This window comes from Nocardia arthritidis, from assembly GCF_011801145.1.
GTDB classification, from domain to species: Bacteria; Actinomycetota; Actinomycetes; order Mycobacteriales; family Mycobacteriaceae; genus Nocardia; species Nocardia arthritidis_A.
Genome location: NZ_CP046172.1, coordinates 1,816,397 through 1,838,343 on the forward strand (window position 1 = coordinate 1,816,397; position 21,947 = coordinate 1,838,343).

Below are 21,947 nucleotides of genomic sequence, written 5' to 3' on the forward strand. Positions count from 1 at the left end.
GAATCCATCTCGAATTTAGCTCGAATCCGATGCGCTCCTGGGATTTTCGAAAAGGCGTGTTGTTCCGAAAACACTGTCACCTACGGACGCTGTTACACGGTTGTATTCCTCGATCAGCCAAAGCCCGCAGACGCAGCGCAGATAGCGAACTCCGCCGTGGGAGGACAGGGTTGCCGGTTTCGGCCAGGAACATGCGGGGCAGATGGGGGACATGCTCCCCAGACTGATGTAATGGTCTAGTGCATTTCAACCCTTACGGCGGCGCGGCGGCCGAACTCGCCGTCCGGTTGGTCAACGCGAATCCGAAAGATCCCATCTGGCAGGTACTTTCGGACGCCAACTACAAACCGCTCGGCCCACTAGACGCGCGCCAGGTGGACCGGCTGCGCCGCTGGATCCTGGAATTGGCGGAGGTATTCCGCGAGCCGACGGTGGACCGGATCAACGCACTGCTGCGGAAAACGACCAGCCGGCCGTACATTTCGACGCATGACGGCCGGGCGCCGCATCTGCATTTCGCGCCGGCCGATGCGCCGGTCGACGAGCGGGTGCGGGCGTATACGGCGGTCGGTCTCGCAACGGTCTTCTGTGAGGATCCTGGGCGGATCGGCACCTGTGCGCGGGAGGGATGCACACAGGTGTTCGTCGATGTTTCGCGGAACGGCAGGCGGCGTTTCTGTTCGACGCGCTGCTCGACCCGGGTGCACGTCGCCGAATACCGGCGGCGGGCCGGATGATTCGCTCCAAGCGTGTCGCAATAAATAGACATTCGTGTCCGCTATAAGATCGGCGCTCGTACGTCGGGAAATTCACATGCGCGGTGCTGGACGGACCCGTGCTCGGGCCATCTGCCGCGGGACGAACCAGGAGACCGCCGATGGCCTTGCGTGCGCGACTACAGAAGATGGGCTTGCTCGGTGCGGCATGCCTCATCGCCGTCCTGCCCGGGACGGTCGCGCCCGGTTCGGCGACCGCGGTATCCGGTGACGTCCCGCTCGCGCTACCCGCGCTCGGCATGGGCAAATCGCTGACCTTTCCGGGCGGTCAGCACCAGGTGTCGCTGGTGTTGCCGGTACTGCCTGGGCTGTCGCCGACCGCGCTCATCGGCACCATCCAGCTACCGCCGCACGTCGCGCGCGGCACCATCGAGGTCGCCTCGGGCGACCGGCTGGTGGACCGGATCGAGCTGCCGATCGGCCCGCCGTCCCCGATCCGGCTGTCGCTGGCCGGGGCCGAGGTGAAGAACAACGCGGTCGCGCTGACCCTCACCTCGTCGCTGCTGCCGGATCCCGGCTGGTGCGTCACCGACTGGTGGGGGCGCCCGTTGACGCTGGCCGACGCGAACGTCGTCTACAGCGGCGAGGAGATCCAGCCGACCACGATCGCCGACTTCCTGCCGCCGATACTGCACAAGCTGACCATGTACCTGCCCGCGAAACCGACCGAGATGGAAAGCAATACGGCGATGTCGCTGAGCACCGCGATCATCGCCCGCTACAGCGGCCAGCCGGTCGTCGTCGAGGTCAGGCGGGTCGTCCCCGACACCCAGATACCCGACCACAACCCGGGCTTCCTGGAACGGCAGGTGGTGATCGGTGAATCCGCGGACGCGGGCCTGCGGTTGACCAATATCGGCCCGGCCCCGGTCCTGCGACTCACCGGCGACCGGAAAACCCTGCCCGATCAGACCCGGCTACTGACCAGCGACCTGACCAAGGTGGCCATTTCCTCGGGCGCGACGGCCGTTTCGCTGCCGAGCGCGCCGAGGATGGCGCCGGACAGCGTGACGCTCTCGGAGCTTGGACAGACCCAGCTGAGCTCCACCTCGATCGGGCAGGTGCGGGTGGATTTCGGCGCGGACCAGTCCCGGATCGGCAGGCCGGCCCGCGATCTGCGGGTGCGCCTGCTCGGCACCTACACCCCGCTGCCGGAGACCATGAGCGGCTCGATCATGGTGGAGGCCAACGGAAAATACGTGGACGGCTGGCCGGTCGACAGCGGTGGGCGCATCGATCGGTGGATCGATATCCCGAACGCCGATCTCACCCGGTTCACCACGATCTCGGTGACCATGCACCAGACCGGGCTCACCCAGGGCTGCGGTCTGGAGCGGCCGGTCACGCTGACCATCGACCCCGATACCGAAATCACCAGTAAGGCCGCGCTGCCGCCGATTCCGGGCGGCTTCGACGCACTGCCGCAGGGGTTGCAGCCGCGGGTGCAGGTCGGCATGAAGGATCCGGGTTTCGGTGACACCGTGCGCGCCGTGACGATTCTTACCGGCCTGCAACGACTTTCGGTGGTTCCGATGCGTCCGGAGGTGGTGCCGTTCGACCGGGCCGCGAGCGGCGGCGGGCCCGCCCTGCTGATCGCGGCCAGTGGCGGGGTGCCGAGTTCGATCAAGCTGCCGCTGGATCCGGAGAACGACGAGCTGACCGTCACCGAGACCGGGACCGGCGGCGAAAAGGCCGTTGTCAGAATAGATCCCACCGTCGCATTCGGCTCACTGCAAACCACCTGGTCCGGCGGGCGCACCGTGGTCGTCGCCAGTTCGACCAATGCGGCGGGGCATCTGGATCGCGCGCTCGACTGGCTCAACGCCGACCTGGATCGCTGGCAGCAACTGCACGGCGCGGCCCTCTTCCAGGCGGGCGATCGGGATCCGGAATTCTTCGACCCCAACGCCGCACTCGGACTGAATACGAATACGAAAGCCCCGCAGGAGATTTCGGTGGCCCGCAAACTCGTCATCGCGGGCTCCGCGGTGGCCGCGGTCGCGGTGCTCGTCGGGGTCGTGCTGCTGCTGCGCCGACGCGGTACCCGGTAACGATGTCCGCGCCGACCGCGACACGCGGCCACGTCCGCGGGACCCTTGTCCGGATCTCGTTGCGGCTGTTGCTGATCGCCGTCGCCACCGGTGTCGCGTTCCGGGAGACCTGGGTGCGGTTGGTGCACGACGCGGCGCACGGCTCCAGCATCGGCCACGCGTACGTGCTGCTGGCGCTCGCGATGCTGGCCGCGATCGGCACCATGCTGCGGCCGAGGCGGGAACTGCCGATCCACGACCGGCAGACCGATGTGATCGTCGGGCTGATGGCGCTGGGCGCGGCGATTTCGGTGCAGGGACTGCTGCTGCCGCGTTACCGCTACCTCTACGAGATGCTGCACCTGGATCTGCTCGCGGCCTGGCTGTTCCTGTTCGGCGCGTGCGTGCTGCTGTTCGGACTGCGGCCGACGACGCGGTTCTGGCCGACCTGGCTGCTGCTGCTCGCGGTCTTCCCGGTGCCGTACCGGATGGTGCGGACCGCGATCGGCGGCAGCGGCTTCGACTCCGGCGTCGCGATGCTGCCGTTCGCGGCCTTCGCCGCGGCGATCGCCATGGGGCGCACCAGGATTCGAGCGTTGATCGGCGCCGTCGGCACCCTCCTCGTCGGTGCGGTGGTATTGGCGGCGCTGCGCTTTTTCTGGCCGGACGCTCCGATCTTCGCCTATCAGGCCATCCCGTCGCTGCTCGCGGTGTTCGTGATGGGCCTGGTGATGTACTTCGACGTGCGGCGGCGCGGTCCCTCGTACAAGCCGGTGGACCGGCCCATCGAGCCGCTGAAGGCGCAGCAGGTGCTCAGCGCGGTCGCGGCGGTGGTCGTCGCCGCGTGCGCGCTGACGGTGCTGCCCATCCCGCCCGGTTACGACCGGCAGTTCCCGCTCGTCGCCGGACTGGATCTGAACCGGCCGCACGTGCCGCCCAACGGTTGGACGCTGCTCGCCGAACGCGAATACTCCTGGTCGCACCGGTTTTTCGGTGACAGGTCGGTGCTCACCCGCTATCTGATCCGGGCCGAGCGACCGAATCCGCAGTGGGACAAGGAATCCCGGCGTCGTCGAGTGGTCGTCGACACGGTCGACGCGCCGGACGGCTACGCGATCGACCGGCTCCCGGAGTTCGTGCTCTACAACCTCAGTCAACCCCGCGTCGGCCCGGCCACCTGGCTCGACCTCGGCAACGGCATCACCGCGCGGCTCAATGTCGTACTGGACGACCGCAAACTGCTCAGCTGGACCTGGTTGAGCTGGAACTGGCGCGACGGCGACCGGGCCGAGCGGGTGAGCCTGATCGCGGCCGACAATCACCTGCCCGATGCCGAATTCCCGCAGCCACAGCCGTCGGTGTTCGGGATCTTCGACAACGTGATCAATATCTTCTTCCGCGGCAATGCGGTGGTGCTCGATTCCGACGCGCATGTGGTCGACGCCGACACCCAGCCCAAGGACCAGGATCTGGTGACCGACCTGGCAAAGCAGATCATCCAGGCTGGGCTGCGCTCGTGAACGGCGAAAGTGATTCGGGCACTGTCGAGCTGGAGTCCGCCTCGGCGCGGGCGCTGCACTACGCCGTGCACGGGCTGCGCGAGAACGATCCGATGATGTCGGCCTCGGTGGCTTTCCTGCCGTGGCAACGCAATACGGCGATCGGCTGCGTACTGCTCGTCGCGGCGTGCGCGGCAGTGCGGCCGATGGGGACGTTCACCGTGCTCGTCGGCCTGTGCACGCTGATCTACCTGGCGGGCATGCTGGATCGGGTTCTGATCTTCAAGCGAGGCATGCCGCGCGACGCCATCATGTCCGTCACCGACGAGCGCGCGCTCGCGCTCACCGACGACGAATTGCCGCCGTACACCATCCTGGTCCCGGCGTACGGCGAGCCCGAGGTGGTCGGCGATCTTATCGGCGCGTTGAGCGGGCTGGACTATCCCCGGGACAGGATGCAGGTGCTGTTGCTGCTGGAGGAGGACGACGCCCCGACCATCGATGCGGCCCGCAAGGCCGGGATCGGCGGTGAAATCGACTACGTGACAATGGTTCTGGTGCCCGAGGCGCAGCCGCGCACCAAACCCAAGGCGTGCAACTACGGTATGCACCTCGCCACCGGCGACATCGTCACCATCTACGACGCGGAGGACATCCCGGATCCGCTCCAATTGCGCAGGGTGGTAGCGGCTTTCCGGGAATTGCCGGACACCGTCGCATGCATCCAGGCCAAGCTCTCCTTCCACAACGCCCGCCAGAACCTGCTCACCGCCTGGTTCACCATGGACTACGGGTTGTGGTTCGGCTATCTGCTGCCGGGCCTGATGCGCAGCGCGGCGCCGATTCCATTGGGCGGCACCTCGAATCACTTCCAGCGCCGCATCCTGGAGGACATCGGCGCATGGGATCCGTACAACGTCACCGAGGACGCCGACCTCGGCGTGCGGCTGGCCGCGGTGGGTTATTCGACGGCCGTACTCGATTCGACCACGCTGGAGGAGGCCAACCCGGACCCGATCAACTGGGTCCGGCAGCGATCCCGTTGGTACAAGGGCTATTTGCAGTCGTGGCTGGTGCACACCCGCAGGCCGGTGCGGCTGTGGCGGCAGATCGGGCCGGTGAGCTTCATCCGCTTCACCCTCTTCCTCGCGGGTACGCCGGTGATCGCCTGCCTGAACCTGGTGTTCTGGTTCATCTCGCTGTCCTGGTTCCTCGGACAGCCGAGCCTGATCGGGCACCTGTTCCCGTCGGCGGTCTACTTTCCCGCGCTCGTCGCGCTGATCATCGGAAACTCGGCGACCGTCTATATGAATCTGCTTGCCTGCCGGGAGAACAACCGTCCCGATCTGATCTGGGCCTGCCTGACGGTGCCGCTCTACTGGATCATGATGAGCGTCGCGTCGACCAAGGGTTGCTACCAGCTCATCCGGCAACCGTCGTACTGGGAGAAGACCTTTCACGGACTCGGCACCACGGCGGAACCGGAAACCACTGCGGAGGCGGCGAATTGACCCAGGTGGACGCCATGGCACCGGTGGAACGCGACGATCGGGGCAATACCCATCCGGATCCCGGCAACGGGGGCGCGGTGCCGGTGCCGCGCCGGGTGAGCTGGTGCGTATTCGGCGCGGCGACACTGCTTTACCTCGTCTTCGGCGTGCTGCTCAGTGTGGGGCACGGCTTCCTGATGGGCGACGCGCTGAGCCGGGTGCAGGCCACCGAGGCCGCGCTGTTCAGCCGTGATCCGCACCTTTCGGCCATCGGCTTCGTCTTCACCCCGCTCACCTCGCTGGCACAGCTGCCGTTCGTCGCGTTCGCGCCGCTGCTGCCGTGGCTGACGCACTGGGGTATCTCGGGCGCGCTGATGTCGGCGCTGTTCATGGGCGGCGCGGTACTGATGATCTACGGCATCGGCACCGATCGCGGGCTGCCGTGGTGGATGGTCGCCGGGATCACGGCGGCGTTCGCGCTGAATCCGATGGTGGTGTTCTACGGCGCGAACGGGATGAGCGAGGCGCCCTTCCTGTTCTGCCTGTGCTGGGCGATGCGGCGGCTCATCCGATGGGTCCGCACCGATGACGCGCACGATCTCACCGCATGCGGAATCGCCTTCGGCCTCGCCTATTTGACCCGCTACGACGCGGTCGCGCCCGCGGTCGTCGCGGGCGGGATCGTCTTCGCGCTGACCTACCTGCGCGGCAAAGGCGAACGGAATCGGTGGTATTCGGCGTTCATGGATCTGGTGCTCGTCGGTGCGCCGGGTGCGCTCGCCTTCCTCGTCTGGGCGCTGACCAGCTGGCTGATCACCGGGCAGGCCTTCCAGCAGTTCACCTCGCAGTACGGCAACTCATCGATCCTCGCGCAGTCCGGCGCGCAGGGGGAGGCGGAACTCGCCGCGGCACTGGAGTATTCGATCGGATCGATCCTCATCCTCGGTCCGGCGCTGCCGATCCTGATCCCGATCGTCGCCGCGCTGGCCTGGCGCAGGCGCGATCCGGAGGTGCTTGTTCCGCTGCTGCTGTGCGGCGCGGTGCTCGGGTTCCAGGCGCTGAGCTACGCGAGCGGTTCGACCTTCGCATTCCTGCGCTTCTACGTCGCCGCGATTCCGCTGGCCGCCGTGCTCGCACTGCAGATCACCGCGGCGCGCGGCTTCCCGCCCAGCAGGCGGCCCGGCCGCCATGCCGTAATGTCCGCGCCCACAAGGGCTTTCCCGGCCGGTAAACATGCGGCCCGCCCCGCCGTCGGACTGCCCGAACTGGCGATGGCGCTGGCCATGTGCCTGATCGCGGTATCGGTGCCGCTCACCGGATGGGGGATGACCAGTCAGAAAATGGCGGTGCAGGAGTACGCGCTGAAGGAGGTGCTCTTTCCGGAGCCGGACAATGCCACGCCGTACAACGCCGATCAGCGCCGGATCGCGGCCACCTTCTCCACCGAGCGCAAGATCGCGAATTACCTTGACGCACAGCACTTGCCGCGCGGCACGGTGTTGATGGACACCGTGTACGGGTTCGCGGTGTCGGCGGCGTCGCGGCACCCGGATCAATTCGTCATCCCATCGGACCGAGATTTCGTTCGGGTGCTCAACCGCCCCGCCGAACGCGGCGTGAAATACATTCTGGCGGTGCCGAACGAGGGCCGAGGCACCTCCGACGCGGTGAACCGCCGCTATCCCACCATCTACGAAAACGGCGCGGGCGTAGCGACACTGGCCATGGAGATACCCAATGACGGTGCCGGGCAACCGAACTGGCGGCTCTACCAGGTGCTCGGCGCCAATTAGCGGATTGTGCGCACGGTGATCAGCTGGTCGACAAGTGACCACAGCGGGTCGTCGGGCCCGACGTCGAGGCTGCACTCGTCCAGGCGCGGGTCGGGGACATAGGCCCAGATGAGTGCGCCGTCGACGCCCGCGTCGCGGTCGGTGACGAGTTTGGTTTCCAGGGCGCGGCGGCGGTCGAGCAGGCTGCGACAGGATCCGGCGCGCATGCCGACCTCGGCGAGCAGCAGCGGTTTGCCGAGTTCGCGGGCCTGCCGCAGGCGTACCGCGAGCCCGTCGTGCGCATCGCCGGGCAGCGTCTCCAGATTCGGCGAATAGTCGTGGTAATCAAGGACATCCAGGTGCGGTGAGGCGCCGACGAACCGGTAGTCGTCGCCCGCGGTGCCGCACTGGCCGCCGCCGGTGAACCCGGCGAAGATGAGTCGGCCGGGATCCTTCGCCCGGATGATCGCGCCCGCGTCATCGATGAACCGCCGCAGCACCCCGGCCGCGTCCGGGGGACAGGTGCGGTGCACGAGATCGCATGCGCCGTTGGTGCAGACGCTGGTCTCGGGTTCGCCGACCAGCTCCCAGCCCGCGAGCACCGGAACGTCGTGCCAGCGCGCGACGGCCGTGCCGACCCAGTCGCGGAAGCTCATCACCGCGCGGCCCGGCTGCGGGTCGGCTCGGGTCCACCCGTCCGCATACCACTGCCGCTGTTTGAACTGTTGATCGTCGCAGCCGCCGTCCTGTGGCGCGAGTACCGCGACAACCAGTTGCCGATGTCGTTCCGCGGCACGGAAAACGGCGTCGAGTGCGCGGAAATCCAGTGCGTTCGTTGTCTTGTCGACCGCGAGCGCCTGAAAGACGTTGAAACGGGTGAGCGCGTCCGGCGGCAGCCTGCCGAAGTACGCGTCGAGATCGACCTGTGCGCCGCAGCCGTAATTGAGCGACCAGTTGGTGCCGAGCTGCGGTGCGTCGAATCCCGACGGCCACCACAGCTTGTCGCGCAGCCGGAAACCGTCCGCGGTGGCGCGGACGGTGACCGAGTGATCCGTGCCGGAATCGGGTCGCCGATCGCCGCACGCCGGAACCGCCAGCGCGATCAGTGCCAGGGTGGCAACTATCGAGCGAACAGCGAACCGAGTCAAAACTCTCCCGTCTGTGCCGGCGAAACTTGCGACTCCAATTCCCCTAACAGTAGTTTGCGTCTAACTATGAGCGACAAATCTGCGGCGAAGCAGAAATTGTCGCTCATAGTTAGACGAAGGGATATCCGGTCCGCAGCCCGCCAACCCGTCCGCCGCGGTCGAAATTTAGGTGTCTGAATGATTGCTAGCGTGTCGCCCGGTCAGTACGCGTGCGGGCGATACCGCAGCCCGGCGAGCATCGCCAGCAGGCCGACGACCACCATGAACAGCCAACCGGCCCGGTAGTCGGACAGTCCGGGGTGCGCGGTGCGGGCCAGGATGGCGGTGAGGATGGCGACGCCGAGCGCCGAACTGGTCTGCCTGGCCATCATCGTCGCGCCCGAGCCGAGCGAGAGCTGGTCGGCGGGCAGCAACGCCGACGCGCCGAACAGCGGCGGCTGCAGTAGGGCGGTGCTCGCGCCCGCGAGGATCGCGCCGGGCAGGAACATCAGCGGGTAGGACTGGACGCCGGCGAACACGATCCACCAGGCGCAGCCGACGGCCATGGCGGCGCCGCCGAGCGCGGCCGACGCCGTCGCGCCGAATCTGGCGACGAACCGGCCGGACAGCGGCGAGAGCACGAGGCAGCTGAGCGGAATCGGCGCGATGGCCAGGCTCGCCCGCAGCATCGAGTAGTGCCACACCCCGTTGAGGAACAGGGTCGCGGCCAGGATCATCGCCGCGAAGGCCAGGTAGTAGGCGAAGATGCCGCCGAGCGCGATGCGAAAGAGCCGGTGCCGCAACACAACCGGGCTCACCACCGGATCCGGGTGCCGCCGCGCGTGCACCGCGAACAGTCCGGCCAGCGCGATCGCGGCGACGAGGCAGCCGAGGGTGCCCGCCGAGGCGTAACCCCAGTCCTCGGCCTGCACGAAGGCGGTGGTCAGCGCGGCGGTCGCACCGAGAATCATTGCGGCGCCGAGCAAATCGAGTTTCCGATCGGCCTGCTGGCGGATATCCGGCAGTATCCGCAGCCCGATGACGAACGCGACCACCGTGAACGGGATGTTGAGGAAGAAGATCCAGCGCCAGCCCGCCTGCAGCAGCAGGCCGCCGATCACCGGGCCGCTCGCCGCGCCCGCGGCCGCGATCGCCGTCCAAATGCCCATAACCGTTGCGTGCTCCCGCTTTTCGAAGCTGGGCAGCACCAGCCCGAGTCCGGTCGGGATGAGCAGCGCGGCCGCGATGGCCTGGATCACCCGCGCGACGATGAGCGTCGCCAGTGTCGGCGCGGCGCCGCAGGCGATCGAGGCCAGGCCGAAAAGCGCTATGCCGGTGAGGAATCCGCGTTTGCGTCCGGTGTCGTCGGCGAATCGTCCCGCGGGCACCAGCAGCGCCGCCATCACGATGGTGTACGCATTGAGGGTCCAGGAGACCGAGCTCACCGACGCGTTGCCGAAGTACTGCTGCAGCGTCGGGAACGCGACGGTGACCGCGAAGAGGTCGAGGATGGCCAGGTATTGCGCGACGCCGGCCACCGCAAGCACCCGCCAGCGGCGCGGGTTCGCGGTCTCGGTGCGCGGCTCGGCGATGATCGTTTGCATGCGTTCGACTATGCGAGCTGGGGATTCGCCGGACGAGTGGCAGGATTGCCAATATGCGCTAGATTTCTGACATGGAGTTGTCCACGTCACCCCGCCGCCCCGGCACCATCGCGGTCGCCGTGGTGCCGGGGCTGCCGCTCTTCGAGGTCGCCATCCCATACCAGGTGTTCTTCGAACCGCCACCCGGCATCGACGGGTCGCGGTGGTACGAGTTCAAGCTGTGCGGCCCCCGCACCGGCGGGCACGCGACGCTGCGCGATCCGTTCATCGCGATGACCGACCACGACTACGACGACCTGATCGCCGCCGACACCGTCATCGTCCCGGCCACCCCGAACGTGCGCGAGGATCCGCCCGCCGACCTGATCGATGCGGTGCGCGCCGCGTACGAGCGGGGTGCGCGCATCGCCTCGCTGTGCTCGGGCGCGTTCGTGCTCGCCGCGGCCGGACTGCTGGACGGCAGGCGGATGACGACGCACTGGAAACACCTGCCCGCCTTGGTCGAACGCTATCCGGGGCTCGATGTCGATCCGTCGGTGCTCTACATCGATGACGGCCGCATCCTCACCAGCGCGGGCACCATGGCGGGAGTCGACCTGTGCATCCATCTGATCCGGAAGGATCTCGGCGCACAGGTCGCCAATGCCGCCGCGCGCAATATGGTTGTGCCGCCGCATCGTTCGGGCGGACAGGCGCAGTACCTGGACTCGCCGGTGCCGTCGGTCACCGATCCCGGTCTGTCCGCGACGCTGCAATGGGCGCTCACCCAACTCGAAAAACCGCTGACCGTAGCCGATTTGGCAAAGCACGCGCGGCTCAGTGAACGCACCCTCGCCCGCCGCTTCCATGCCGAACTCGGTGGAACACCGTTGCAGTGGCTGCTCGGCCAGCGGATCAACCGGGCACGAGAACTGTTGGAGGGCACCGATTTACCGGTCGATGCGGTCGCCGAGCGGTGCGGCCTCGGCAGTCCGGCGAATCTGCGGGCGCATTTCGGGCGCGAGGTCGGCATCTCGCCGAGCGAGTACCGCCGCTCGCACCGCGCGGGCCGGCATGAGGTGGTGCTGGGCTGACCGGGGCTCCGCCGCCCGCCGCCCGGTGGGGATACCGGGTCGGCGGGTGCGGTCCCGGTGGTTCGCGGGGTGCGCGCACACCGGCTCGGACGCGCCCCTTAATGGGCCAACAGGTGCGCCCGGACAGGGGCCGGCGGGCACTCCCGCGACCACCGGGGGTCGCGGTCGAAAACCGTATGACCGGAAAGGTAATCCGGCTCCGCACCCGGTGCCAGACGCCGGAATTGGGGCTAGCCACCGGGTGTGATCGCCCATGCCACGATTTGTGTCGGCTTGCGGCGCAGCGCATCCCATGTTTGGATCATCAGTTCGGCTCACAGCCGTTTCGCAGGTGTCACACACCTCGTCGGCCGTCGTTCCACCGGGTCGGACGCGTTCGATGACCGTCGTGCGGACTGTGGAGGGGGCCGCACGACGGTCGTTCGGATATCCAGCATCCCGCTGGACAACCGGCCTGCACCGTCGTCCGGATTGCGTTCGGCGATATCCGAAGTGCGGCATCCTGTTTCGGTCCTTCTATGCGTCTACGGGAGAACGCTCGTCGTCCGGGAAATTCACGACGCCGGATCGGTGGACACATCGGCCGATACCGAAATTGTCGGATATTTCGGTTCGGAAATTCCGTTGGCCGCCAAAGAGTCTGAAGATCGCCACGGCCCGGATGCGCCGATCGGGCGGAGTCGAGTCGGCGGACGCGCCGTTCGCTCGGTATTCTCACTGGGAACCGTCCGATAATGTAGCTTTGCCGATCACGCCGGGTCCCGGCTCCACCGCCCGACCTCCTGCGCGATCTCGATCAGTGTTTCCGGATGTACACACATAACGGAAAGTGAGCGAAGAATGGCGAGTTCTGGCCAGCGGAAGAGCGGCTTTCCCGATGTCGTCGTCACCAGCGTCGCGGCGACGACCTCGATCGCGGGGGACGTCGATTCGACGTGGAAGGGCCTGCTGAACGGGGAAAGCGGTATCGACGTGATCGATGACGGGTTCATCGATCAATACGAATTGCCGGTTCGCATCGGCGGACATTTGAAGGTGAGCCCGCGCGACAGCTTCTCCGTCGAAGAGAAGCGCCGTCTGGCATATGTGCAGCAAATGGCGCTGCTGCTCGCCCGCGAGGTATGGCGCAACGCGGGCAATCCGGAAGTGGACCGGGAGCGGCTCGGCGTCTCCATCGGTACCGGGCTCGGCGGCGGTGAATACATCGTCGACTCCCGGTTCAAGATGGAGAACGGCGGCTACCGCAAGATCTCGCCGTTCGTGGTGCAGGCGATCATGCCCAACGGCGCCGCGGCCATCGTCGGCACCGAATTCGGCGCGAAGGCCGGTGTGTGCACGCCGGTTTCGGCATGTTCGTCCGGATCCGAGGCGATCTTCAACGCCTGGCGGATGGTCGCGATGGGCGATGCCGATGTGGTTGTCACCGGCGGTGTCGAGGGCACCATCCAGGCGCTGCCGATCGCCGCGTTCACCATGATGCGCGCCATGAGCACCCGCAACGACGATCCGAAAGCCGCGTCGCGCCCGTTCGACCGGGACCGCGACGGGTTCGTCTTCGGCGAGGCGGGCGCGATGATGCTCATCGAGACCGAGGAGCATGCCAAGGCCCGCGGCGCGACGATCCACGCGCGGCTGATGGGCGCCGGCCTCACCTCCGACGGGTTCCACCTGGTCGCCCCCGATCCGGAAGGAAAGGGCGCGGCGCGTGCGATGACGCGGGCCATGGAACGGGCCGGCTTGTCGAAAAAGGATGTCTCGCATATCAATGCGCACGCCACCTCCACATCGATCGGCGATACCGCCGAGGCGCTGGCCATCAAATCGGCCGTCGGCACCCACGCCTCGGTGTACGCGCCCAAATCCGCGCTCGGCCATTCGATCGGCGCGGTGGGGGCGCTGGAATCGGTGCTCACCGTGCTCAGCATCCGCGACGGCGTCGTCCCGCCGACGTTGAACCTGGACAACCAGGATCCGGAGATCGACCTCGACATCGTCCACGGTCAGGCGCGCATCGGCCGGATCGATTACGCCATCAACAATTCGTTCGGCTTCGGCGGGCATAATGTAGCGCTCGCATTCGGCCGATATTGATCCGCGGGTGCCGGGACAGCTGTTACTCTTCCCGGCGCTCCGCATATGCCCACCCCGCCGGCTTCCGCCGGCTGCCGTCCCCGGGGTCGAGCTGAAGTTCTGTGTTCAGTTGTCATTGCGCGGCCGCGCGGCCGCGCCTTGAAAAGGGATAAGGAATGATCGGCAGCACCTTTGACGAGTATCTCGACGAGACGGGCAACATCAGGATCCCTGGTGACAAGACCCTGATCGACTTCCTGGAGAAGCACACGGCGGAGAACGGCGACGAGCTGGCGTACCGCTACATCGACTACTCCCGCGAGCGCGACGGTGAGTACATCGATCTCACCTGGAACCAGTTCAACGTCCGGGTCCGTGCGGTGGCCGCCCGGCTGCAGCAGGTGGCCGAACCCGGCGATCGAGTCGCGATCCTGGCCCCGCAGGGTCTCGACTATGTCGTATCCATGGGCGCGGCCGTCGCCGCGGGCAATATCGCGGTCCCGCTGTTCGACCCGGACGAGGCCGGGCACACCGATCGCCTGCATGCGGTGCTCGGCGACTGCGCGCCCTCGGCGATCCTCACCGTCGGCTCCGCCGCGGGCGGAGTCCGCAGCCTGTTCCGGGACCTGCCCGCCGCCGAGCGGCCCCGCATCATCGCAGTCGAGGCGCTGCCGGACAGCTTGAGCGCCAGCTGGGTTCATCCGGACATCGATATGGACGACGTCGCCTACCTGCAGTACACATCAGGGTCCACGCGGGTACCCGCCGGTGTCGAAATTACCCACCGGGCGGTCGGTACAAACCTGCTGCAGATGATCGACGCCATCGGGATCACCGAGAAGGCGCGCGGTGTCACCTGGCTGCCGATGTTCCACGATATGGGTCTGCTGTGCGTGATCCTGCCGATGATGGGCGGCAAATTCATCACGGTCATGTCGCCGAGCGCCTTCGTGCGGCGGCCATCGCGCTGGATCAAGGAATTGGCGGCGCAGGCCGACGGCGCCGAGATCTATTCGGCCGCACCGAATTTCGCCTACGAGCACGCCGCTGCCCGTGGCTTGCCGAAACCCGGTGAGACGCTGGACCTTTCGAATGTGATCGGGTTGATCAACGGCAGCGAGCCGGTTTCGGTGTCGTCGATGAAGAAGTTCAACGATGCGTTCGCGCCGTACGGTCTGCCCAAGACCGCCATCAAACCCTGTTACGGCATGGCCGAAGCGACGCTGTTCGTCTCGGCGACCAAGCGCGAGGACGAGGCGAAATCGGTTTATGTGGACCGCGACGCGCTCAACTCCGGGCGCATGGTCGAGGTGGACCAGCACGGGGACAACGCGGTGGCACAGGTTTCCTGCGGCTATGTGTCGCTGTCGCAGTGGGCGGTCATCGTCGATCCGGAGACCGGAACAGAGCGGCTCGACGGCCAGATCGGCGAGATCTGGTTGCACGGCAACAACATCGGCCGCGGGTACTGGGGTAGGCCCGCGGAATCGGAGGCCACCTTCCGGGCGAAACTGCTTGTGCGGCAACCGGAGGGCAGTCACGCCGAGGGCGCCGACCCGGATGCGAACTGGATGCGCACCGGCGACTACGGGGCATATCTGGACGGTGAGCTGTACATCACCGGCCGGGTCAAGGATCTGGTGATCGTGGACGGGCGCAACCACTATCCGCAGGATCTGGAAATGTCGGCGCAGGAGGCGAGTACCGCGCTGCGGCCGGGTTTCGTCGCGGCGTTCTCGGTGCCCGCGAACCAACTGCCGCCGCTGGTTTTCGAGCAGGGCGGCCGATCCGGACTCCGGTTCGATCCGGACGACACCTCGGAGCAACTGGTGGTGGTCGCCGAACGCGGCACCGGCGCGGGCAAATTGGATCCCGGCCCGATCGTCGATACGGTGCGCGCGGCCATCGCCCAGCGGCACGGCGTGACGGTGCGCGATCTGCTGCTGGTGCCGGCCGGCTCCATTCCGCGCACCTCCAGCGGCAAGATAGCCCGACGCGCCTGCCGCGCCGCCTATCTGGAGGGCACGCTGCGCGGCGGTTACCAGCAGACGGCCTTCCCGGACACGGTCGACGCGTGAAAAGGGGCGGGACGCCGTCCCGCCCCTTTTGTTTTTCCGGCGCGGATCAGTTGCCTCGGCCGACGCGGTGGACCGGGCCGTGCGCGTCGTCGCAGTGGTCCTCGAGCATCGGCAGCAGGCGTTCCGCATCGGCGGTCGAACCCGGGGTGAGCGTCGTCGAATGATCGACCTGCAGTGTGGTGTGCGTGATGCCGTAATCGTGGTGGAGCACGTCCTCGATGCGCTGGCGCAGGCCGTGGCAGTCGGCCCCTGGACGGACCAGCACATGCGCCGAGAGGGCGATGCTGCCCGAGGTGATCTGCCAGATGTGCAGGTCGTGTACCTCGTCAACGCCGTCGACGGCGACCAGCCTGCGGCCGACGGCATCCGGGTCGACGCCGGTGGGCGCGGCCTCCAGGAAGATGCGGCTCGACTCGCGGACCAGGCCGAGCCCGGCCTTCACCATCAGCGCGACCACGATCAGCGTCGCGATCGCGTCGGCCCTGGCGAAGCCGGTGACCAGCACGATGACACCCGCGACGGCGGTGGCGATGAAGCCGTAGAGATCGTTGAGCACGTGCTGGAACGCGCCCTCGATATTCAGGCTGGACCGGTTGGCCTTGCTGATCGCCCAGCTGGCCAGCACGTTCACCGCGATACCGATGAGCGCGGTGATCACCACCAGCCCACCGGTGACCTGCGGCGGCTCGATCAGGCGGCGGACCGCCTCGTAGGCCAGCCAGCCCGCGAGCACCAGCAGGGTGATGCCGTTGGCCTGTGCGGACAGGATTTCCGCCCGTTTGAAGCCGTAGGTGTATTTGCCCTGGGCGGGGCGCGCGGCAATGCGAATCGCGGTGAGCGCGAGCACGATCGACGCGGCGTCGGTGAGCATGTGCGCGGCATCGGAGAGCAGGGCCAGCGAGTTGGCCAGCACGCCGATGACCACCTCGATCAGCATGAATCCGACGATGAGCGCGAGGCCGACGCTCAGCCAGCGCTTGTCCGCATCGCCAGAGACGCCGTGGCTGTGGCCCGCACCGTGCTCATGCCCGTGGCCGTGGCCGTGGTCGTGGTCGTGGTCGTGGTCGTGCCCGTGGTCATGTCCCATGGTTCGCCCAATCTTCCCGTCCGTCATACAGCCTGAACATATGCGCATAATCGCATCTATTGCGACAGCTTAGCCGACACCCGTCGACCGGGGGTCAGCCAGCTGTGGTGACGTAGATCACGCAGTGGCGAGGTTTTCGGCGGCCGCGACGATCGCGTCGCAGGCGCGGTCGGCATCGGCCTCGGTGGTGCGCCAATTGCTGAAGGCGGCGCGAACGGCCGGTTTACCCCGGTAAACCGTTGGGGTGACGAAGGTTTCGCCGGATTTCGCGATCGCATAGATCAGCGCGTGCACGCGCTCGGTGGTCGGGTGCTGCGCCAGGGTGAAGCAGGCAACGTTGAGGCGAACGGGCGCAAGCATTTCCAGCATTCCGGTGGCGGCCAGCCGTTCACCGAGCCGCTGCGCGCAGGATACGTTGCGGCGCACGATTTCTCGATAACCGTCGCGGCCGTACGCGCGCAGCGTGAACCAGGCGGCCAGCGCGCGCAGACGACGGGAGTTCTCCGGAACGAGATGCCCGAAGTCCGGGGTGGCGGACGGCGCGGTGAGGTAGGCCGCCGAGTTCTGGAATACGCGCAGTTGCAGATCCTGCCGCCTGCTGAACTGCACCGCGGCGTCGTAGGGGACGTTGAGCCACTTGTGCAGGTCGACGCAGACCGAATCGGCGGCCGCCAGACCGTCGACCAGTTCGGGCCGGTCCGACAGCGCCGCGAACGCGCCGAACGCGGCGTCCACGTGCAGCCAGAACGGATACCGCCGCCGCAGCTCCGCGATGGCGCGTAGGTCGTCGAAGTCGACGGTGTTCACGGTGCCCGCGTTGGCGACCACGATGGCGGGCCGACCGTCGAGTCCAGCCAGTGCCGCGGCCAGCTTGTCGACATCGATGGCCTCGCGGTCGGGCCGGGTGCGCACCAGCGTCAACCGGTCGCGGCCGATGCCCAGCATCGACAGCGTCTTCGGGATGCTGGAATGCGGTGTGCCGGAGAGCACGTGCACCGGCCCGAGCGCGCCGACCCCGGACTGCGCCACCGAGACCCCGAGCTGTTCGCCGAGCCATTCGCGCGCGATGGCCAGCCCGACGAAGTTGGACATGGTCGCGCCCGTGACGAACGCGCCGCGGAATTCGGTGAGCCCGAACAGTTCTCCGATCCAGCCGAGGGTTTCCCGCTCCAGCATGTCGGCAACGGAATCCTCACCGCTCATGGCGTTCTGGTCGAATGTGCTTGTCAGCCAGTCGCCCGCGATCGCGGCGGGTGTCGCGCCGCCGGTGACGAAGCCGAGGTAGCGCGGGCCCGCGCTACCGGAGAAGCCGGGCTCCCAGCGCCGCCGGAATTCCGAAAGCGCTTGGCGCAGGCCGATTCCCGATTCGGGTATGGCCGAGGGCGGCACCTCGCCGGGCGGGACCGCCACCGTGCGCCCGGCCAATCCGGCCAGCAGCTCGCCCGCCGCGCCGCTCACCGCGTTCAGCAGGCCGGGTAGTTCGGTGAGATCCTCGGCGAGTCTGCGGTCCATGGCATCTCCTGACTGTCGGTCGATGGCGGATAACCCCCAGTCGGACAGTACGAGCGGTGACGGGCGCCTGTCGGCGTCCACTCCGGAGAAACTGGACCGGCGCCGCAGTGTGACGGATTCGGTGTAGCCGGGCGCGGATCGGCGTGGTGATAATTCGACCATGCGGCCTACGGCATTGCTCTTCGACGTACAGGGCACGGCGACGGATTTCTTCGGCACGGTACGGCGCGCGGTGGTGCGCGTCATCGGCGACCGGCCCGAGCTGGATCCGAGCGATTTCGTAAACCGTTGGCGCGCCGCGTATCGCGCCGCGCTGGAGCAGGCGCCGCAGCAGGATGGTTGGCGCACAGTGCATTCGGTGTATCGCACCGCACTCGACGAGATGCTGGCCGCGGACGGCATCGGCCTCGGTGACACCGAGCGCGAGGAGCTGGCCTTCGCCTGGCAGCAGCTCGACCCGTGGCCGGATGTGGTGCCCGGATTGCACCGTCTGCGAAAGCATTTCGTGCTGGCCACGCTGTCGAACGCCGATGTGCGGGCCGTCGTAAACATCACCGCGCACGGGGATCTGCCGTGGCACGCGGTGTTCACCGCCGAGATGGCGGGCGCGTTCAAACCGGATCCGGCCACCTATCTGATGGCCGCCCGCTATCTCGGGCTGGATCCGGACCGGATCATGATGGTGGCCAGCCACAAATACGATATCCGCGCCGCGGCCGAGCTCGGCCTGCGCACCGCATTCGTCGCCAGGCCAATGGAATTCGGTGATCCGGCGCTGGCCGATACGGCCTACTCGGACGAATTCGACGTCAACGCGGCGGATTTCCTCGATCTGGCCGATCAGCTCGGGGCTTGATCCGCGCACCGTCGGCCGCGTGGACGTTCGGGAACATGATCGAGCTCATCGTGTACGGCGTGCGGCCTGGTTCGGGTCGGTTCCCCATCAGGCGCCCGACGGCCGCGCCGACTTCGCGGAGTAATCCGGCGAGTTCGTCCTGGTTCAGCCAGACCACGCCCTGCCGATAGGTGACGGAATCTGCGTACGGGTTGACGCCCGGCCGGTCCAGGTACGCATTGAATTCGGCGAGTAACACCGCCATCGACGCGGCGAACGCGTTGCGGTGTTCCTCGGCCGACATCGTCGCGCCCGCCTCCGGCTCGATCCGGGTTCGGTCGGGGCGCAGCCGGTAGTAGCGCTCGACGGTGCCGCGGACCCGCTGTTCGTCGGCCACCTCCAGGATGCCGCCGTCCGCCAGCAGCCCGACGTGCCGGTACAGCGTGGTTTTCGGGATATCGGGCAGGGTTTCGCACAGCTCGGCGGTGCTGCGGATATGTCCGCCGGACATGGCGTGCAGGATGCGCAGCCGGACCGGATGCAGCAGCAGATCGAGCATGTCCTTCTCCATTCCCAAATGATCCCATAGTTGGTATTGTTTCCAAAGTTGGAATCAATGAACGGGAGTGGGACGTGTCCGCTGATACCTCGACGACGATCCGGCTGAGCGATGCCGCGGTGCGGCCGCTGCGCACGCTCGATCCGGCCGCGCCGCTGGACGACCTGCAATGGCTGGACGAAGTGGTGGGCAGCGCGCGTGTGGTCGCCATCGGCGAGAGCGCGCACTTCAACCGCGAGTCCTATCTGGTGCGGCACCGGGTGCTGCGGTACCTGGTCGAACGGCACGGCTTCGGCGCGCTCGGCTGGGAGAGCGGCTTCGTGGAAGGGTGGCGGGTCGACGATTGGCTGCACGGCGCGTCCGCGAACCTCGACGACCTGCTGGCCAACGCCATCAGCTCGATGATGGGCCTGTGGACCGAGATGCGTGATCTGCTGACGTGGCTGCACGAATACAACCGCGCCGCGGACCGGCGGGTCGGGTTCTACGGCATCGATCTGTCGGGATCGAACGTATCGCTGCTGCCCGGATTGGACGATGTCATCGGCTATTTCGCGGCGGCGGACCCGGAGTTCGAGATCGATCCGGGGCTGCGCGAGACGGCCGCGATCTTCGCGGCGGATTCGGCGCTCTCGGTGGTTCCCGCCATCACCGCATACCTCGAACTCGGCCAGGACCGCCGCGACGCGCTGAGCGCCGGACTCGCCGAATTGGTCGCGCGATTGCACGGCCGCAGGCTCGAATACCTGGCCCGCACGACGGTGGACGAGTACGGCCGGGCGGTGCGGGCGCTGGCCTGCACGATGGCCATCGACATGATCGGCAGGGTGACCGCGCAGGGGCGGCGCGGCGATGCGCTGTATTTCCGCGATCCCGCCATCGCCGACAATGTCGAATGGCTGCTGAACCGCACCGATCGGATCGTGCTCGCCGCGCACAACGGACATGTGATGCGCTGGCCGCTGTCGGCGTTTCCCGGTATGCCGCCATCGGATCCGATGGGTTTGCACCTCGCCGACCGGCTCGGCGACGACTATCGGGTGATCGGCATGACCGCGAGGGCCGGGCAGACGCTCAACGCGGGCGCCGAATTCTACGAGGGCAAGATCTTCACCGAGCTGCTACCGCCGGAGCCCGGTTGCCTGGACGCGCTGATGGCGGCCAGCCACGACGGCCCGTTCGCGGTCGATCTGCGCCGGTTGTCGGAGGCCGATACCGCGACCGTCCGGGCGGTGACCACGCAGCGTTTCGGGAACATCTCCGGTGCGGTGAATCCGCTGGACGCCTACGACGCCGTCATCCACCTGCCGGAGGTCACGCCCGCGACGCCGGATCTCGCCGCGGCCGCCGCCGGGCCCGAGGAAATACGGAAGATGTTCGGGCAGTAGGGGAATACCGTGGCGGCGCGAGCGGATCTCGCCGCTCGCGCCGCTGAACATGTTGTGCCGGAGACTATTTCGGCTCGCTAGCCGACCCTCTTGTTCGTGTCGATGATGCCGAAGATCTCACCCTGCGGTGCCCGCAGCACGGCCATGCGGCCGAAGGGGCTGTCGTCCGGGCCCATCAGCGTGGTCGCACCGAGATCGGCGGCGCGGGCGAGACCGGCGTCGACGTCGTCGAACTGGAACCAGGTGAGCCAGTAGGTCATATCCTCACCGGGCACCTTGGTGGAATCCATCATTCCACCGACGCCTTCGCCGCCACCCGGGGCGAAGGTCGAGTACACGAAGCGCTCGCCATCGCCGATTTCGGTGTAGCCCCAACCGAATACCTTGTTGTAGAACTCCTGCGCCGATTGGTAACCGACGGTGTGCAGTTCGTTCCAGCAGTAGGCGCCGTGCTCGTTGTAGACGCCTGCGCCCTTGTGCGCCTTGGCTTCCCAGACGCCGAAGATGCCGCCGGTCGGATCCGCCGCGACGAACATCCGGCCGACATCCATGACATCGAATGGCGGCTCGAATACCTGGCCGCCCGCCGCCGTCACCTTGCCCGCGATATCGTCGGCGCTGTCGGCGGCGAAGTAGGTGGTCCAGACCGACGGCATGGGCATGTCATCGGGCTTCGGGCCGATGCCCGCGGCGGGCTTGCCGTTGATCATGGCCATCAGATAGCCGCCGGCTTCCGGCGGGTTGTCCATGACCTCCCAATCGAAGAAGTTGGCGTAGAACTCGCGGGCCTTGCTCGTGTCGTCGACCTGACAGTCGACCCAACACGGTGTGCCCTCGGGCCAAGCGGAGTCGCGAGTGGGCATGGTCTGTCCTCCTGAGCGCGGTCTGGCCGCACACCAGCGCATTTCCAGGCAGCCTGCCGGTGGGGCGGCCGTAATACGGGTTTGAGTTAGGGATCGGGCCGTTAACAGTCTGCCCCGCTCATGGTCGCCGTGCGTGCGGTCTGCGCGAATGCGAACGGGCAGTGGCGAAATGCGGATCTTGACC

The 21,947-nt window shown here is 67.2% G+C and carries 16 protein-coding genes; 10 read left to right on the plus strand and 6 right to left on the minus strand.

What is annotated here, in order from left to right; genetic code table 11:
- The first annotated feature begins 239 nt into the window (after positions 1–239).
- From F5544_RS08145 to F5544_RS08165, 5 genes are all read left to right on the plus strand, one after another.
- Positions 240–737 carry a CGNR zinc finger domain-containing protein gene (locus F5544_RS08145; RefSeq protein WP_167472612.1) on the plus strand — a complete coding sequence of 166 codons (498 nt, stop codon included), beginning with the start codon at positions 240–242 and terminating at the stop codon, positions 735–737.
- Between the two features lie 140 nt (positions 738–877).
- Positions 878–2,827 (plus strand): cellulose biosynthesis cyclic di-GMP-binding regulatory protein BcsB, encoded by a 1,950-nt coding sequence (locus F5544_RS08150; protein WP_167472613.1) that lies wholly within the window; start codon positions 878–880, stop codon positions 2,825–2,827.
- A 2-nt stretch (positions 2,828–2,829) separates the two neighbouring features.
- Positions 2,830–4,326, plus strand: a complete 1,497-nt coding sequence (locus F5544_RS08155; protein ID WP_167472614.1) for an exosortase/archaeosortase family protein — start codon at positions 2,830–2,832, stop codon at positions 4,324–4,326.
- Positions 4,323–5,816 (plus strand): glycosyltransferase, encoded by a 1,494-nt coding sequence (locus F5544_RS08160; protein ID WP_238847150.1) that lies wholly within the window; start codon positions 4,323–4,325, stop codon positions 5,814–5,816. The genes F5544_RS08155 and F5544_RS08160 overlap by 4 nt, the downstream gene beginning before the upstream one ends.
- A gap of 14 nt (positions 5,817–5,830) precedes the next feature.
- Positions 5,831–7,588, plus strand: coding sequence for an ArnT family glycosyltransferase (locus tag F5544_RS08165; RefSeq protein WP_167472615.1), 1,758 nt, complete (start codon positions 5,831–5,833; stop codon positions 7,586–7,588).
- Here F5544_RS08165 and F5544_RS08170 read toward each other — a convergent pair.
- Positions 7,585–8,715, minus strand: a complete 1,131-nt coding sequence (locus tag F5544_RS08170; RefSeq protein ID WP_167472616.1) for a beta-mannosidase — start codon at positions 8,713–8,715, stop codon at positions 7,585–7,587. The genes F5544_RS08165 and F5544_RS08170 overlap by 4 nt on opposite strands.
- Before the next feature lie 200 nt (positions 8,716–8,915).
- Positions 8,916–10,298 carry an MFS transporter gene (locus F5544_RS08175; protein ID WP_167472617.1) on the minus strand — a complete coding sequence of 461 codons (1,383 nt, stop codon included), beginning with the start codon at positions 10,296–10,298 and terminating at the stop codon, positions 8,916–8,918.
- A 71-nt stretch (positions 10,299–10,369) separates the two neighbouring features.
- Here F5544_RS08175 and F5544_RS08180 point away from each other — a divergent pair, with 71 nt between their 5' ends.
- From F5544_RS08180 to fadD32, 3 genes are all read left to right on the plus strand, one after another.
- On the plus strand, positions 10,370–11,371 hold the full coding sequence (locus F5544_RS08180; protein WP_167472618.1) for a GlxA family transcriptional regulator: 1,002 nt from the start codon (positions 10,370–10,372) through the stop codon (positions 11,369–11,371).
- A gap of 840 nt (positions 11,372–12,211) precedes the next feature.
- The gene (locus tag F5544_RS08185; protein WP_167472619.1) at positions 12,212–13,462 is read left to right on the plus strand and encodes a KasA/KasB family beta-ketoacyl-ACP synthase; all 1,251 of its coding nucleotides are present in this window, start codon (positions 12,212–12,214) and stop codon (positions 13,460–13,462) included.
- A 155-nt stretch (positions 13,463–13,617) separates the two neighbouring features.
- The gene (gene fadD32, locus F5544_RS08190; protein ID WP_174867298.1) at positions 13,618–15,519 is read left to right on the plus strand and encodes a long-chain-fatty-acid--AMP ligase FadD32; all 1,902 of its coding nucleotides are present in this window, start codon (positions 13,618–13,620) and stop codon (positions 15,517–15,519) included.
- Positions 15,520–15,565: 46 nt separating this feature from the next.
- Here the strand turns inward: fadD32 and F5544_RS08195 are convergent, their stop codons facing one another.
- Positions 15,566–16,606: a cation diffusion facilitator family transporter gene (locus F5544_RS08195; protein WP_167479063.1), complete on the minus strand. Its 1,041-nt coding sequence runs from the start codon at positions 16,604–16,606 to the stop codon at positions 15,566–15,568.
- A 117-nt stretch (positions 16,607–16,723) separates the two neighbouring features.
- Positions 16,724–18,118 (minus strand): pyridoxal phosphate-dependent decarboxylase family protein, encoded by a 1,395-nt coding sequence (locus F5544_RS08200; RefSeq protein ID WP_167472620.1) that lies wholly within the window; start codon positions 18,116–18,118, stop codon positions 16,724–16,726.
- Between the two features lie 160 nt (positions 18,119–18,278).
- Here F5544_RS08200 and F5544_RS08205 point away from each other — a divergent pair, with 160 nt between their 5' ends.
- Positions 18,279–18,974 carry a haloacid dehalogenase type II gene (locus F5544_RS08205; RefSeq protein WP_167472621.1) on the plus strand — a complete coding sequence of 232 codons (696 nt, stop codon included), beginning with the start codon at positions 18,279–18,281 and terminating at the stop codon, positions 18,972–18,974.
- On the opposite strand, the gene F5544_RS08210 is transcribed toward F5544_RS08205, so the two are convergent.
- Complete coding sequence (locus F5544_RS08210; protein ID WP_167472622.1) at positions 18,928–19,524, minus strand: helix-turn-helix domain-containing protein; 597 nt, start codon at positions 19,522–19,524, stop codon at positions 18,928–18,930. The two genes, F5544_RS08205 and F5544_RS08210, sit on opposite strands and share 47 nt — an antisense overlap.
- A gap of 62 nt (positions 19,525–19,586) precedes the next feature.
- Between F5544_RS08210 and F5544_RS08215 the strand changes: the two genes are divergently transcribed.
- Complete coding sequence (locus tag F5544_RS08215; protein ID WP_167472623.1) at positions 19,587–20,900, plus strand: erythromycin esterase family protein; 1,314 nt, start codon at positions 19,587–19,589, stop codon at positions 20,898–20,900.
- A gap of 77 nt (positions 20,901–20,977) precedes the next feature.
- Here F5544_RS08215 and F5544_RS08220 read toward each other — a convergent pair whose 3' ends face one another.
- Positions 20,978–21,763, minus strand: coding sequence for a VOC family protein (locus tag F5544_RS08220; RefSeq protein ID WP_167472624.1), 786 nt, complete (start codon positions 21,761–21,763; stop codon positions 20,978–20,980).
- Positions 21,764–21,947: the final 184 nt, after the last annotated feature.